This is a genomic window from Paenibacillus hunanensis (assembly GCF_034055775.1).
Taxonomy (GTDB): Bacteria; Bacillota; Bacilli; order Paenibacillales; family Paenibacillaceae; genus Saccharibacillus; species Saccharibacillus hunanensis.
The window spans coordinates 2576644-2592154 of the sequence record NZ_CP139194.1; the positions used below are offsets into that span (position 1 = coordinate 2576644).

The following is a 15511-nucleotide window of genomic DNA, read 5'->3' on the forward strand; positions in this document are numbered from 1 at the left end:
AGTTTATTCCACTTCAGAAAGCGCTTACGATAAATGTAACGGCACGGTGCACCCCTATTGCCGATCAGATGGATTCGTTTTCGCTAACTGCTTATTTATAGATTGGAGGTTATAACTATGGAGCATTCATCATCGTCTTCTTCACCCCAGCAACATCCATCTTTACAGACAGACAAGGTGCCATTTCATCGCAGAATTAGTTATGCGCTTACAGATACGGGTGGCAACCTGTTATATAGCATCATCGGTGCTTACTTACTCTACTTTTATACGGATGTGTTCGGGCTATCGGTAGCTGCAGCAGGTACATTATTGCTCGTGACAAGATTGATCGATGCAGTGGATGCCCCGATGTGGGGGATCATCGTCGATCATACCAAGTCCAAATATGGACAGAGTCGTCCTTACTTTTTATGGCTATGTGTACCGTTTGCCGCATTTATGGTACTAACCTTTACTACACCGAATCTGGATGGAACGTGGAAAATTGTATACGCGAGTGTGACCTACATTCTGGCGGGAATCGCCTACACCGGTATTTCCACACCAATCACCTCGATTCTGCCCAACCTGAGTCGTAACACGAATGAACGGGTTGTGTTGAACTCCTTCCGTATGGTAGGTGGGAATATTGGTAACTTTGTGGCAGTTACATTCACGCTGCCGCTCGTCGCTCTGCTTGGTGGAGGTAACGATCAGCGAGGCTTTTTCTGGACATTGTGCTTGTTTGGTATCCTTTCCATCGCGATGTTCCTGATCGCATTTGCGGATCTCAAAGAGATCAATATCGAAAAGATTAAAACTATTCCACTTCGCCATAGTATGAAAGCGATCGCAGGCAATTGGCCCTGGCTCTTACTTGTCATAGCTAATTTGCTGTTCTGGATCGCACTCACCATTCGTACCTCAACACTGGTCTATTATTTTGAATATGATCTAGGAAAAAAGGATCTCGTTCCGCTCATTAATGGGATTTCGATTATCCAGGTGCTCGGTATGATGTCGATTCCTTGGATTGTCAAATATACAAGCAAGCAGCTGACGATGATTCTTGGATTTGTACTGGCAGCGATCGGTCAGTTCATTTTGTTCAGTGCAGGTATGCATATGCCCCTATTGATCGTAGGCTGGAGCATCGGCTGTATCGGCTCTGGTATTGCCTGCTCAATGCCATTTGCGATGCTGTCCGATACGGTTGATTACGGCGAATGGAAATCTGGCTTACGAGCAAGTGGCATGCTAACGGCAATCGGCAGTGCATTTTGTATTAAAGCAGGCTCCGGTCTAGGTGGGTTCATTCCAACGCAATTTATGGCGGCATTTGGATATGTACCGAATGCAGTGCAAAGTGCACAATCGATTGATGGCATCCGACTGGTATTTATCTGGCTACCTGCCATCATATTTTTACTGGGCATTATTCCGATGTTATTTTATCGCCGGTTTGAGAAGAAGGAAGGTTATATTCGCAAGCAGTTGCTGCAAAAGGAAGCGAATGCTGAAGTATAAATCTATTTACTTATTTATGAGGAGGAGTCATTCTTATGCCATTTCAGCTTCAATCATCCCATATTACTGATTCATTCTGGTCTCACTATCGCGAGCTTGTACGTACAGAGATGATTCCCTATCAATGGGACGTACTGAATGACAACGCCGATATTGTGATTGAAAAGGAGCGCAATGACGACAATATTCCCTCTGAGAAAAGCCATGCAATCGAAAATTTTAAAATTGCTGCTGGCTTGAAGGAAGGTCACCACTATGGCTGGGTATTTCAGGACAGTGATGTGTACAAGTGGCTGGAGGCGGTAGCCTACTCGCTATCGATTCATCCTGATGCACAATTACAGGAGCTAGCTGACGGTGTAATTGATTTGATCGGGCTGGCACAGGAGCAGGATGGCTATATCAATACGTACTTTTCTATCGAAGAACCAGAGCGTCGCTTCAAAAAGCTAGCAGAAAGTCATGAGCTGTACTGTGCAGGTCATTTTATTGAAGCAGCTATCGCTTATTACGAAGCAACGGGTAATGAGAAGGCACGCACGATTGCCTGCCGACTTGCAGATTGTATTGATGCTCATTTTGGAAAAGAAGCTGGCAAAATTCAAGGCTACGACGGGCATGAGGAAATTGAGCTTGCTTTGACCAAGCTGTATACACTGACAGGAGAGCAGCGTTATTTGGATTTGAGTCTCTATTTTCTATATGAACGTGGTACAGATCCGACTTTTTTCGCAAGACAGCGTGCCGAGGATAAAGGGACTACCGCTGTGATCGAGGGCATGAGCCATCGACAATTAAAATATTATCAGGCACATCAGCCTGTATTGGAGCAGGAGACTGCCGAAGGACATGCGGTTCGTCTTGTCTATCTGTGTGCAGGGATGGCAGATGCAGCCTACCTGGCTAATGATAGGAAGATGTTAGAAGCGTGTCGTCGACTGTGGAGTAATATGGTGAGTAAACGAATGTATATTACAGGCGGCATTGGCTCGACTGTGGATGGAGAAGCATTCACCACCGATTATGATCTTCCCAACGATACGATGTACTGCGAAACCTGCGCTTCGATCGGACTTATCTTTTTTGCCTTTAATATGCTGAAAAATGAAGCAAAATCACAATATGCAGATGTGCTGGAGCGAGCGCTGTATAATACGGCTATTGGTGGAATGGCGCTGGATGGCAAGCACTTCTTTTACGTGAATCCACTGGAGGTGCGCCCGGATAGCAGCCTGCATGATCCGGGAAAAAGCCATGTAAAGGTTACACGTCCTGCTTGGTTCGGTTGTGCATGCTGTCCACCGAATCTGGCACGGCTACTCACTTCGTTGCATCAATATGTGTACACCATCCATCCGCAGCAGCGTGCAGTGTATACGAATCTGTATGTGACCGGTACAGCAGAACTCAAGCTAGACGATCAGACTATTCAGCTTGAGCAGACGAGTGAGTTGCCATGGGAAGGAAATGTAGCGTTTCAAGTGCATACTGATCAGCCGATCAATTTCACATTAGCGTTACGCATTCCTTATTGGTCAGGCAAGCCTGTGCTAACTGTGAATGGTGAGTCGGTGTCTTTGAATATAGAGGATGGTTTTGTTAGCTTGAATCGTACGTGGCAAAGGGGTGATCAGCTCAAGCTGACCCTGCCGATGGAGATCAGGCAATATAGCGCGCATCCACTAGTACGAAGCGATTGGGGCAAGCTGGCGATTGGACGAGGACCACTTATTTATTGCGCAGAGCAAGAGGACAATGGAGCCAATCTGCATCTGATTCGAGTTCATAGTAATCAGCAGGCGACCTATCGATTTGATCCAGAGTTGTTAGGTGGTGTCGGAACGATCGAATGGCAGGCAGAGCGTCAGCAGGTAGGGACAGAATGGGAACAGTTGCTGTACAGCTCTGTAGCAGAGCCAACGTATGCACCGCATACCTTAAAGCTGATTCCATATTATAGCTGGGCCAATCGCACACCTGGAGAAATGCAGGTCTGGCTAAATAAAGCATAAGGCGGTAGCAAAGGAGAATGAAGGATGAAAAATAAAGTCAACATCAATCCCGAAGCTTTTGCTCATAGTGTGATCGCAGGCTATACCTCCAATAAGGAACATCTTGAAGCGATTGCTAAGGATCATCTGGTGCTATATTTAAATGCGTATTTTCTGGCAGAAAAGTTTAATGCAATGGAGGAGCGGTTAGCAGAGAAGGCGGATAGTAAGGATTTTAAGGAATTGATGGCAAAGGTACTGGAAACGAAGCTGTTCTAAACATGATTACGAAACGGTTAGCCAACAAAATCATAGAGTACGCACATGCACAGCAAATTGCAAATAATATCAATAAAACAAAGAATAAAAATGTGAAAAATGATATAAAATACTCACAATAACAGCTATATTACTAAAATATTTTCCGTATACTTCCAAAAGATGCGACAATAATCTCCTGTCTGTATAATAAGACAGGAGATTATTGTGGAGGTGGTAAAATGATAAAATTGCTGTTAGGTTGTACATCTATTGTATGTGCGACTATTATACTTTGTACCGGATTCATACTTGCTGGTCTAAGAGGAGCAGCGTACTCTTCACAGATCAACGGTGGAGCTTTTCAATATCAATTATTTGATATCGGAATCATTTGGTTCATTATACCATTGTTCCTACTCGTAGTAGGAGGCATACTTATCTATACTTCAAGGTATGATTTTAATGAAGCTTAGTCATGTGAATGTCTGTTTATGTAATATTAGCGTTTCAAATGGCTAAGCAATCTGATGTGTATCAGCTGGCTAGTCTACATATGAGTAAAGTCGTATTACAGAAGTTTTACCATTTTTAAAAATGAATAGTCCATTAAAAAAGACTCTCACATTATGCGAGAGTCTTTTTTAATGGACTATGACCAGGCTCATCATCAGCAAGCCCTTAGTGCAGATTACGGAACAGACCAACTACTTTACCGAGAATCGTTACACGAGTAAGGCGCAATGGCTCATAACGTGGATTCTCTGGCTGCAAGCGGATATGATCCTTTTCCTTATAGAACGTTTTCACAGTAGCTTCGTCGTCCTCAGTCATCGCTACAACGATATCGCCATTGTTGGCTGTCTGTTGCTGACGAACGATAACGAAGTCGCCATTGTGAATGCCTGCTTCAACCATACTGTCACCGACAACGGAGAGCATAAACACTTGATTGTCACCGGTAAACTGCTGTGGCAATGGGAAGTAGTCCTCAATATGCTCAGTAGCAGTGATCGGTACACCAGCAGTAACCTTACCGATGATCGGTACGCGGGATACTGTCTGTGCAAACATCAGATTGTTTTCCGATTCCTCTTGACCGAGCAGCTCAATAGCGCGCGGCTTCGTAGGGTCACGGCGAATCAATCCTTTTTTCTCAAGGCGGTCCAGGTGTCCGTGAACCGTCGAGCTGGAAGCGAGGCCAACAGCTTCACCGATCTCACGAACGGATGGCGGATAGCCTTTCAATTTTACTTCATTCCGGATAAATTCCAGAATCGCCTGCTGGCGGTTAGAAATCTTGGACATACTGTATCAACCCCAATACTGTAACGTTTGGCAAAATTATAACATAGAACTTCCGTTCGTACAAACATAAGTTCTAAAAGTAAGTTAGAATTTACAGCGAACAAAGTAGCATGTATCGCGTAGCACTTCTATAAAGTTGGATTCACGATTTTCTATATACAATCAGCCTTCTCCAATGCACTCTAAAACACTCCTGAAAAAAAGCGAACAAAAGTTCGAAAAACCTATTGATCAAAACATATGTTCGTGCTATATTCTTTTCAGGAAAACAAGAACAAACGTTTGGAGTGTGAAGCACATGCTTAAATATACTACATACAAAAGTATCCACGACACGAACTCAACTCAGGATGACGCTGCTTCGTCGGTAGCAAGCACATCTACTCATACATCGACTGGATCTACACCATTATCTGCATCCAAGATGCAAGCATCGACGAAGAAGGCAACATCCAGTGAGCCTTCGGTGAGCGAATGGGTATACGTGGATGGAGATACAGCAGGCACAGGACGTCACAAGCCATTAGCTAAACGCGCTGGACGCTCTTTCCGTCGCAAGACACTGGATCTGATCCAGATGACAGCTCGCAAAACGATGGGCAAGAGTAAGAAGTCGGCACGTCCATCCAAGAAGCGCAAATCCGGATGGAACTCTACAGGTCGCTTAATGGTAAGTATCTTGTTTGCAGGTGTACTGTTATATGGAGGATTTCAGCATTTTGTTACTGCGGATGAATCCCCTGCAATGAAGCAGCATGTGATCGTGACTGAAGGAGATAGTCTCTGGGCGATCGCTTCTCAATACAAAGCACCGGATACAGACATTCGTGATTATATTGCCGAAATACGAGATGAGAACAATCTGAATACTAGCGATATTCGCAGTGGCGATGTGCTCGTTATTCCACATAACTGAATCTTTTATAAATATGGCGTTTCATATGTGGCAGGTCGCTAACCTATACAAAAGTTCATGATGATGGATTGGACTATACAATATCTCATAAACATCTATCGTTGTATTTTGTTATTTTATTATCGTTATGATCTAACCGGATCTCCTCCGGATTTATATATTGTTCTATCGTTTGCTTGTCAGGTGCGAATAGCCTTGACAAGCTTTTTTTTACATGTCAAAGTTAGAAAAGATAGATTTGGGAGGGTAGTTATGGACATCGACGTAATCATTGCAAGAATTAATGAATTAGCACGCAAGAAAAAGGAAGTTGGACTTACTGCGGAAGAAGTAGTAGAGCGCGACGAGCTACGCCAGGTTTACCTGGGCAATATCCGCCGCAATTTCCGTCAGCAGCTCGAAACGATCGAATGGGTCGAGGACGCTGAGAACGAACAAAAAGGCAACGCATAAATAGCTGTGCTGTATTCACAGCTTTTTGTTATGTACAGTCTCATCTGATGATCATCGACGCAATAACCATACAGGGATGTCGCTACTGATCAACGATCAGGACACGGCATCCTGTTTTGTTATAACAGACTTACATTACAGATTATAGGGGGAAAAGCGATGTCCCGTTCCTGGGAAAGGCAAGTCAAGCGCAATACGAAGCAGTTAAATGATCGCCGTAAAAAGGCAGGTCAAGATCGTCTGGGCACAACAAAAGCCAGCTCTGAATTCATGGTGTACAAAGGACGCAACATTGTGTTCCCGGCAACACTTGTACTGCTCGGTCTTGTATACGGTACCATGGGGATTATGTATCCGGCTGCATCGACAAGCGTTATCCTGTTTGTCGTAACGGTACTGTTGTATGTGTTCCTTGGGGTGATTTTGTTCCTGCGTCGTCCATATCTAAAAGTAGGCAAGGATTCCTTAATTACAACAAAGTTTAATCGTGATCGTATTTTGACAGCTGCTAATGTGAAAAAGATTCGTTTACAAAAAGGTTATGTAGTTATCGAGCATAGCACAAAAGGCGGTGCATGGCTGTTCGCTCGTACACTCAACCGTTATGATACCGATGCAATGGCTGAACACCTGCGCAAATTTGCAGCAACTCACAATATCACAGTTGAAGATAAGCTGTAAGGATCGCTTGTCGTTAGCTAGTTGAGTAGCGCAGTATGATATACGTTATAGCTGTAAAAGGGCATGAGCTTCTCTTTAGCGATCATGCCCTTTTCACCAATATACTTGAACAATAACCGGGAGGGTTTGGACTTGAGTATTGAAGCCGTTTTGTTTGATCTGGATGATACATTGCTGTGGGATGAGAGAAGTATTGAGGAAGCGTTCCATTATACCTGCCTGACAGCAGCGAACCGCGAAGGCATTGATGCTGTCGAGCTGGAAAAGGCGGTACGCAAGGAAGCGCGCGCATTGTATGAATCGTATGAGACGTTCCCCTTTACACAGATGATCGGAATTAATCCATTTGAAGGCTTGTGGGCACAGTTCACGGCTGGAGAGCAGCCTGAATTCCGCAAGCTGGAGCAGATTGCGCCAGTTTATCGCAAGGAAGCCTGGAACAGAGGGCTACGTGCACTAGGAATCAACAATGAGGAGCTGGGCAACGAGCTGGCAGAGCAGTTTGTTCGTGAGCGTCGTAATCGCCCGCATTTCTATGAAGAAACCTTACAAATTCTTGGCGAGCTCAAGGGTAAAGTGAAGCTACTGCTATTAACGAATGGTTGTCCAGCACTGCAACAGGAAAAGCTGGATGGTGTGCCTGAGCTGGCACCTTTCTTCGATCAGATCGTCATCTCGGGTGCATTTGGTCGCGGAAAGCCAGACCCATCGATTTTCCGTCATGCGCTGGAGCTGCTGAATGTGCAACCAGAGCAAGCCTTGATGGTTGGCGATAAGCTGACTACAGATATTAAGGGCGCGCTGGCTACGGGCATCACTTCAGTCTGGCTGAATCGTAATGGAAAAACAAACGATAGCGAGATTAAGCCAGATCATGAGATCAAGCATTTGAGCGAAATTCATGAAATTGCTGCGCAAGTTGTCTAAAAGTAGCAGTCAAGCTGACTAAACGTGTACTAGCCGTACGTTCGACATAGCGTTGTATACAACGTCAAGCAAGCCAACATGATATCAGCTTTAAAGTTTATAAAAAAACAAGCCCGCCTTATTCCTGTAGTAGGAGTAAAGCTGGCTTGTTTTTTATATTTATGCAATTCAATACGGAAATCAAAAACCGTATTATTTAATAAAATTCAATCGCTTAAGCTTTCTGGAAAGAAGAATCCTCAAATGGATGAGCAACCCAGCCATCAGTTTCTACAAACAGGCGTACCGCAACAATTTTACGATTGTCGACCAGTGTGAAGAAGTGAGGTGTATTTTCAGGTACAGAGATGACATCGCCTGGCTCAAGCTCAACATCGAAGTAGCCGTGTTCAGGACTTTTAATAATGAAGATACCATTACCGGAAACAATGGCGCGAATCTCGTCTTCTGTATGAGTATGGATTTCCTCGAATTTTGCCAGCTTCGCTTCCAGATCAGGAGTTGCTTCAGACAGGGTAATCACATCCCAGGTGCGATAGCCACGGCGTGCAGCCAGATCTTGAATCTCAGGCTCAAACGTATCAAGCACCGCTTGCTTTTGCTCATCTGTCAAAGTGAAGTTCTCGCTCAGCTCATCGGAGAGCTTGGATACATCCCACTTTTCGTATACAACCTCATGCTTGTTCAGAAACTCCAAAACCTGATCGTCACCGGAAATGCGCTCGTTTGTATTTCTAATTCTGATTTCAGCCATCGGATTACCCTTCTTTCCATGTTTTTAGAAGTATTATAAAAGATATGTCTACTATTGTCGATACTTTCACCAAAAACTCATTGAATGGAATCGCCAAATCATAGCTTCACAACATGTAGGATTGATATTGAATATTTATGCGGAATTATAACATGAATATGTGATCTAGTTCCATATGATTCTATGATCACTGTAGCAGGTGTGTATGTTTTAAATAGGATATGGACTTGAGCAAACGGTACATCATAGTGCAAGTTGTTCAAGCTCGGTTAAATGAGAGTCTTACACTAGAGCCGTAAATGAGCATCGAAAATCTAATTAGCAATAATGTATCTTAATAGATTAATCTTATTAATATATTGATAATAACTAAATATTAATATAAAATAAATACTATAGATATTGCTAAATACATACAAAGGAGTCATTCCCATGATCTATACATTACAAGCATTACAGCAGGACTATAATGCAGGCAAAAAGATAAAATATCTCTTCTTCTGGGGACATACACCAAAAGCTGTCGATCGAGTGGATCAGAGCTGCTTTAGTCAGTGGTGGCAAAGTGAGTTTACGATCGACGGCATAACGTATTCCTGTACAGAACAGTATATGATGGCAGAGAAGGCAAGATTATTTAACGATACCGAGATGCTGACGAAGATTATGGAAGCCAAGCATCCTAAGCAGATGAAGATGTTTGGACGCTCGGTACAGCATTTTGACAATGACATCTGGCAGGCACATAGCTATGAGATTGTGAAGCAAGGGAATATTGCCAAGTTCCAGCAGAATGAGGAGCTGGGGCAGTTTTTATGTAATACAGGTAAACGCGTGCTTGTTGAAGCAAGTCCGTATGATAAAATATGGGGAATTGGAATATCGAAGGATCATCCTGATATAGAGCGGCCTATCCACTGGAAAGGAACGAACTGGCTGGGGTTTGCATTAATGGAGGTTCGTGATGAATTGAATGCTCAGGTATGATTATCATTTACTCGTTCATAAAGCTATAAAAGCTACAAATAAAAGCCATAGGAATCGATGAGTCTACTACACTCTATCATCGCTCCCTATGGCTTTATTTGTATAGTGTTCGAGAAAAGGGAGAAGATATGCAGTATCTGTATCGTTTCATGCACAGACTTCTATCTGCATCCTGATGCGGATATCAAGGAATCCCTTTTGACAACGGCGTTTACGTGATATGATAAAGGATATTATCATTTTGCATAATCCTGCATGACAGGAAGCGGTCTGAGCGATGGAATAGGAAGAGATGCGTTTCAGATCTGCGCTCATATCTTTATTTATATAGTATGTTTATTTTGCTATAGAAGGTCATGCACAGCACGGGATACTGTAGATTAACCGGACTGTGATGCATAGAGAGAAGGTTGTTGAAGGATGGAATTATATTTTCTTGGAACGAATGCCGGTGTGCCTACATTGCAGCGCAATGTGACCTCGATCGGCTTACGATTGTATGAAGAACGCAAAGCGCTCTGGCTGTTCGACTGTGGCGAAGGTACACAGCATCAGATTTTGCGCTCCCAGCTCAAGCTAAGCAAGCTGGAAAAGATTTTTATTACACATCTACATGGTGATCATCTGTTTGGCTTACCTGGTCTGCTTTCCAGTCGCTCGAATCAAGGTGGATTGTCGCCACTGACCGTATACGGCCCTCCGGGATTAAAGCAATTTGTGGACATGGCGCTGGAGCTGAGTCAATCGCGTGTAGAATATGAGCTGAATGTAGTGGAGCATGAAGGGGGCGTCATTTTTGACGATGATACCTTCCGTGTGGAAGCCGCATTGTTAGAGCATCGTATCGACAGCTATGGCTATCGGATTATCGAAAAGGATCGTCCAGGGCAACTTAATTTTGAATTGTTAAAGCAGCATGGTATTAAACCAGGCCCTATTTACGGACAATTGAAAAATGGTGGTAGCGTTCAGCTCGACAGTGGCGAAATGCTACATTCGCATCAAGTCGTAGGCGAACCGAAAAAAGGTAAAATCGTGACCATTTTAGGGGATACACGACCATGCGATAATGTGCTCGTGCTAGCACAGGACGCTGATCTGCTGGTGCATGAAGCGACATTTTTGCATGATATGCAGGATACGGCACGTAAGTACTATCACAGTACAGCGTATCAGGCTGCCGTCGCTGCACGGGATGCTGGTGTGAAGGAGCTCATTTTAACTCATTTTAGCTCGCGTTATAAGGATGACCAGCAGCTAGAGCAGCTATTAGATGAGGCGAAAACGGTATTTGCACATACCGAGCTGGCGCTGGAGCATCATCTATTTCCAGTGCAATGAGCATATAATGGCAGATGAAAAACGTTCAGGGTTGCGGTAAGGTAAGCAAATCGTTTGCCTTATGCCGCAACTTTTTTTACAATGAGGATTGTGAGTAATAGAGAGGATGGCAAATGCAATGGCAAATGGAAAAGGATTACTGATTGATCTGGACGGCACATTGTATCATGGTAACCGGGTAATCCCTGGTGCGGCTGACTGGATCGCGCGTCTCAAGCAGGCGGGCATACCGTATCTGTTTGTGACGAACAATTCTTCACGTACTCCTGAGGGTGTGGCTGCGCATATGCAGGAGCTCGGTATTGAAGCCGAAGCAGATCAGGTGTGTACCTCAGCATTGGCTGCTGCTGCCTATATTGCTGGTGAACAACCAGGTGCCTCCGTATATGTGATTGGTGAGCCTGGACTTGTAGCTGCTGTACAGGCTGCTGGATTAAAGGTGAGCGAGGAACAGCCGGATTATGTGCTGCAAGGGATTGATCGTTCCTTTACATATGACAAGCTGACGATAGCGCTTCGTCTGATTAGTGGGGGAGCGCGCTTTGTGCTGACCAATCCAGACTTGCAGCTTCCATCGCATGATGGTCTGTTACCTGGTGCAGGTACACTGGGCGCAGCGATCATAGCCGCAACGACTGTAGAGCCTGTCATAATCGGTAAGCCTTCCTCAATCCTGATGGAATATGCATTGCAGCGAATCGGTCTGTCCGCTGAGGATGCCATTGTCGTTGGTGATAATATGCTGACGGATATTGCTGCTGGTGCAGCCGCTGGCTGTCCAACCATTCTGGTGATGACCGGTGTGACGACCGAACAGAATCTATCCCAGCATGAGGCACAGACAGGTGTACGTGCTGATCAAGTATGTCAGTCCTTGAGTGAGATCGATCCTGCACGGTTAGATCAGCTGTCTCGTTTATAATCGTAAATAAAGAGGATAGGCGGCTACAGGACTAAGACGCTCAGATAATGATGAGGAATGAAATGCTTATCAGAAATGCCTGTCATTGGTATAAAATGATCAAAGTGAATACATGAACGATAGAACAGTTAATGCTGTTTTTTTATTAATAGAGAGAGAGGGACAACATTATGCCTGAATTGCCGGAAATTGAAAATTATAAAGTACAACTGACTCATTATATTTTGAACACATCGATTGAGAAGCTGGTGATCCATCGTGCGCGTGTAGCGAATGTAGAGGCAGATCCAGTAAACCTGATGCTTAGCGGTAATCGTATTGCCTTTATTGAACGTCGTGGGAAATATCTGAATTTGCACCTGCATAGTGGACATCGTTTGCTGATTAGCATCGTGGCAGGTAGCTCGCTGTATTATGGTCTGCGTGAGCAAAATGAAGATCGCAAATGTGATGTAGAGCTGCAATTCGAAGATGGTAGCTCCCTGTATTACACAGCCGGGCGTCAGGGCGTATTCCACTATTGCTCTGCGCGAGAGTCGCAGGAATACTTTGCCGGTCTCGGTCTGGAAGCAACGGATCGTAAGCTGACACGCGAGCAATTTATCAAGCTGTTAAAAGGACGCCGCAGTGCATTGAAAACAGCGCTGATGAATCAGTCGCTGATCGCAGGGATTGGCAGCTATTATGCAGACGAGATTGCCTTTACCGCAGGTATCCTGCCTTCGGCAAAGGTGCAGGAACTGGATGAGGAAGCACTAGGCAAGCTATATGAAGCCATGCGTAATGTGCTACAGGAAGCGATTGATGCAGGTGGGCATATGGAAGGGCAACCGCTGACAGCGAATGATTCGTTAACAGGTGGCTTCCATGCGCTGCGCCGTGTATATGAGCGTGAAGGTGAGCCATCTGTGCGTTCGTCAGATGATAAGGTGACCAAAATGGAAGTGGCAGGTAAAAAAGCGTACTACTGTCCAGCTTCCCAATTTGAAAACTAAGCGTGGATGGAGGAATCCGCTATGATCCATCTGTATTTAGATGATTATCGTCCCTGTCCGGCAGGCTTTGCACTTGCTCGAGATGGCGAGGAATGTCTGATGATGCTGCGTGAATGTGAAGTGGATATTTTATCGCTGGATCATGAGCTTGGATGGGGACAGATGGATGGTACAGACGTGGTGAAGGCTATGATTCACGAAGGGCTGTATGCACGGGAGATTTATTTGCATACGTCCAGCATGTCTGGCAAAAAGAGCATGTATGAGCTGCTGTATCAGGCGAAGCCAGAGCATGTGATTTTGCACAATGGCCCGATTCCGGCGGAGCGTCTGGAGCAGATTGCACGTACAGCTCAGAAGTAAGCAAGATGGCTCGCTCGTACAGGAGGTAGAAATATGATACAGGAACTGAATGAACAGCAGGCGATGCAATTGGCTAAAGAGTCGGGTGAATCGGTTGTACTCTATGCCTATACGCCGCTATGTGGAACATGTAAAATGGGCAGACGTATGCTGGAAGCAGCATTGCCGTTATTGCCTGAGCAACAGGTGTATGCGCTGAATATTAATTTTGCGCCGCGCTTTGTACAGGAGCTACAGCTGACCAGTATTCCGTGCCTGATCGTATTTGAGGCATGGCGTGAACGTCAGCCACGGCTGCTGTATCGGCTTGAATCGGTACAACGTATGATCGAGCATGTACGTGGTACTGCGGTATAAATGACTGGAGGCTAAAGATTATTTCATGAACGAACAGGAAACGATTCAACCAGCGGAATCACGCTGGATTGGTACAGCCAATCATGGCTTTGCTGCTTATGCGCAGGAAGAATTGAAGCGAGCATTTGGCTCGGTAAAAAGCTCGGTGCTTGTACCGGGAGAAGTGCTATTACTAACACTGCCTGCGGAGGCAGAGCAGGTGCTTCATCGTCTGCAAGCACAGCCGCTGATGTTTTTACGACATATTCAGCCTGTACGCTATGATCTTGTGTTAGAGCAACTGACAGAGCAGGAGCAGCAACCGCTGGATTCACTGGCGGCACTGCTGCTCAAGCGTGAGGAGCTATATGGTAAAACGATTGCGTTACACGTTCGCAAAACAGGGGATGCCGAGACGGATGATAGCAATGCCTCTGAGCTTCGTCATCAGCTAGAGGAACGACTTGCTGAACTGCATGCAGAATTTACAGTGCAGCAGCCGGAGCTGATCGTGTCGGTATTATGGACAGCGGATCGACTGTATGCAGGGATTTCCAAGCCTGAGGACAATCTGTCCGATTGGAACGGTGGAGCGATTCGTTTCCAGCGTGAGGAAGGTCAGATTTCGCGTGCCAAGTTTAAGCTATTAGAAGCGGAAAAGGTATTTGGCATCGACTTTACAGCCTTTCGTCGTGCACTGGATGTTGGTGCAGCACCAGGAGGCTGGACATCGTTCCTGCTGGAGCGTGGTCTGCAGGTGACTGCCGTAGACCCTGCCAAAATGCACCCTAGCCTGCAAAATCATCCGCAGCTCAAAACGGTTCGCCGTAATGCCGCTGATGTGAAATTCAGCGCAGGTGAATTTGATCTGCTCGTATGTGATATGAGCTGGAGTCCAAAGCTCACAGCACGTCTGGTCATCGATTTGCTGGATGCAGTGCAGCCAGGCGGAACAGTTATTGTAACGGTGAAGCTAATGCACAAAAAGCCACTTGCTGTTATCCGCGAGGTCATGGAATCGTTTGAAGAAGCACGTCTGCAAATTCAGCGTGCCAAACAATTATTTCACAACCGTGATGAAATTACGTTGTATATGGTAAAATATTAATATGTAGTTGCTGTATATCTTGAAGAAGGATGTGCGTGATGCAAAATTCAATTTATCGTTATTTGCCTGATATGGAACGTTTTGTTGAGATGATTCGTGCTTTGCCAGAGGCTGAAGTTACATTCAAGCCTACGGAGACAGCCTGGAGTGTTCATGAAATTGTTGTGCATTTGGTGGATTCGGAAATTGTACTGCAGCATCGTCTGAAGGCTGTACTGTCGGAAGAGCGACCTACACTGATCGCATTCGATCAGGATGCCTGGGCGCGTAGACTAAATTATGCGTCTCTTGATCTGGAGCATCATTTGCAGGCGCTGCTTGCGCTTCGCCGTGCATTTGCACCGGTGCTGGAAACGGTAACGGAGGATGATCAGCAGCGGATCGGCGTGCATAATGAGGATGGCGAAATTACAGCACGTATGCTGATCGACAAGCTATGCATCACGCATCTGGAAGCTCATGTAAAGCAGGTACAACGTAACCGTGATGCTTTTGCGGCGCAAAAGTAAGCCAGCGTTACGGCAGGATATAGCTGTATATTTCTATGGATAGGATAGCGAGTATGGTCGATCTCTTATGCTACGATGAGAAAGGTACACACGTCCTATAACAGTCTTTACTTTGCTAGCTGTATCTTTTATAATTCGGTTAGATTCATATTA

General features: G+C 45.1%; 17 protein-coding genes. 15 read left to right on the forward strand and 2 right to left on the reverse strand.

What is annotated here, in order from left to right:
- Positions 1-117 precede the first annotated feature (117 nt).
- From SK066_RS10480 to SK066_RS10490, 3 genes are read left to right on the forward strand one after another with little or no spacing between them, the layout of a single operon-like run.
- Entirely contained in the window at positions 118-1509 is a 1392-nt protein-coding gene (locus SK066_RS10480) for an MFS transporter (RefSeq protein ID WP_320544609.1), read from the forward strand.
- 35 nt (positions 1510-1544) lie between these two features.
- On the forward strand, positions 1545-3521 hold the full coding sequence (locus SK066_RS10485; protein WP_320544610.1) for a glycoside hydrolase family 127 protein: 1977 nt from the start codon (positions 1545-1547) through the stop codon (positions 3519-3521).
- 24 nt (positions 3522-3545) lie between these two features.
- Positions 3546-3779: a hypothetical protein gene (locus SK066_RS10490; RefSeq protein ID WP_250345433.1), complete on the forward strand. Its 234-nt coding sequence runs from the start codon at positions 3546-3548 to the stop codon at positions 3777-3779.
- Between the two features lie 660 nt (positions 3780-4439).
- Here the strand turns inward: SK066_RS10490 and lexA are convergent.
- A complete protein-coding gene (lexA, locus tag SK066_RS10495; protein WP_188777777.1) occupies positions 4440-5066 on the reverse strand; it encodes a transcriptional repressor LexA in 627 nt (208 codons plus the stop codon).
- Between the two features lie 298 nt (positions 5067-5364).
- On the opposite strand from lexA, the gene SK066_RS10500 reads away from it, so the two are divergent.
- The 4 genes from SK066_RS10500 to SK066_RS10515 all read left to right on the forward strand — a co-directional run bounded on the left by SK066_RS10500 (position 5365) and on the right by SK066_RS10515 (position 8043).
- Positions 5365-5982, forward strand: a complete 618-nt coding sequence (locus tag SK066_RS10500) for a LysM peptidoglycan-binding domain-containing protein (RefSeq protein ID WP_320544611.1) — start codon at positions 5365-5367, stop codon at positions 5980-5982.
- 252 nt (positions 5983-6234) lie between these two features.
- Positions 6235-6435: a DUF896 domain-containing protein gene (locus SK066_RS10505; protein ID WP_188777775.1), complete on the forward strand. Its 201-nt coding sequence runs from the start codon at positions 6235-6237 to the stop codon at positions 6433-6435.
- Positions 6436-6594: 159 nt separating this feature from the next.
- A complete protein-coding gene (locus SK066_RS10510) occupies positions 6595-7116 on the forward strand; it encodes a methyltransferase (RefSeq protein WP_320544612.1) in 522 nt (173 codons plus the stop codon).
- 132 nt (positions 7117-7248) lie between these two features.
- Positions 7249-8043 (forward strand): HAD family hydrolase, encoded by a 795-nt coding sequence (locus SK066_RS10515; RefSeq protein ID WP_320544613.1) that lies wholly within the window; start codon positions 7249-7251, stop codon positions 8041-8043.
- Positions 8044-8257: 214 nt separating this feature from the next.
- On the opposite strand, the gene SK066_RS10520 is transcribed toward SK066_RS10515, so the two are convergent.
- Entirely contained in the window at positions 8258-8797 is a 540-nt protein-coding gene (locus tag SK066_RS10520; protein ID WP_188777768.1) for a cupin domain-containing protein, read from the reverse strand.
- 432 nt (positions 8798-9229) lie between these two features.
- On the opposite strand from SK066_RS10520, the gene SK066_RS10525 reads away from it, so the two are divergent.
- The 8 genes from SK066_RS10525 to SK066_RS10560 all read left to right on the forward strand — a co-directional run bounded on the left by SK066_RS10525 (position 9230) and on the right by SK066_RS10560 (position 15358).
- The gene (locus SK066_RS10525) at positions 9230-9784 is read left to right on the forward strand and encodes a riboflavin biosynthesis intermediates N-glycosidase (RefSeq protein WP_188777766.1); all 555 of its coding nucleotides are present in this window, start codon (positions 9230-9232) and stop codon (positions 9782-9784) included.
- A gap of 420 nt (positions 9785-10204) precedes the next feature.
- Complete coding sequence (gene rnz, locus SK066_RS10530; protein WP_320544614.1) at positions 10205-11125, forward strand: ribonuclease Z; 921 nt, start codon at positions 10205-10207, stop codon at positions 11123-11125.
- A 118-nt stretch (positions 11126-11243) separates the two neighbouring features.
- Positions 11244-12047, forward strand: coding sequence for a TIGR01457 family HAD-type hydrolase (locus SK066_RS10535; RefSeq protein WP_320544615.1), 804 nt, complete (start codon positions 11244-11246; stop codon positions 12045-12047).
- Between the two features lie 170 nt (positions 12048-12217).
- Positions 12218-13042, forward strand: a complete 825-nt coding sequence (locus tag SK066_RS10540) for an Fpg/Nei family DNA glycosylase (RefSeq protein WP_250344921.1) — start codon at positions 12218-12220, stop codon at positions 13040-13042.
- A 21-nt stretch (positions 13043-13063) separates the two neighbouring features.
- Positions 13064-13405, forward strand: a complete 342-nt coding sequence (locus SK066_RS10545) for a cyclic-phosphate processing receiver domain-containing protein (protein ID WP_320544616.1) — start codon at positions 13064-13066, stop codon at positions 13403-13405.
- Positions 13406-13438: 33 nt separating this feature from the next.
- Positions 13439-13762: a YbbN family protein gene (locus tag SK066_RS10550; protein WP_188777756.1), complete on the forward strand. Its 324-nt coding sequence runs from the start codon at positions 13439-13441 to the stop codon at positions 13760-13762.
- 25 nt (positions 13763-13787) lie between these two features.
- The gene (locus SK066_RS10555; RefSeq protein WP_320544617.1) at positions 13788-14849 is read left to right on the forward strand and encodes an SAM-dependent methyltransferase; all 1062 of its coding nucleotides are present in this window, start codon (positions 13788-13790) and stop codon (positions 14847-14849) included.
- Positions 14850-14887: 38 nt separating this feature from the next.
- Positions 14888-15358 carry a DinB family protein gene (locus SK066_RS10560; RefSeq protein WP_320544618.1) on the forward strand — a complete coding sequence of 157 codons (471 nt, stop codon included), beginning with the start codon at positions 14888-14890 and terminating at the stop codon, positions 15356-15358.
- The last annotated feature ends 153 nt before the right edge of the window (positions 15359-15511 follow it).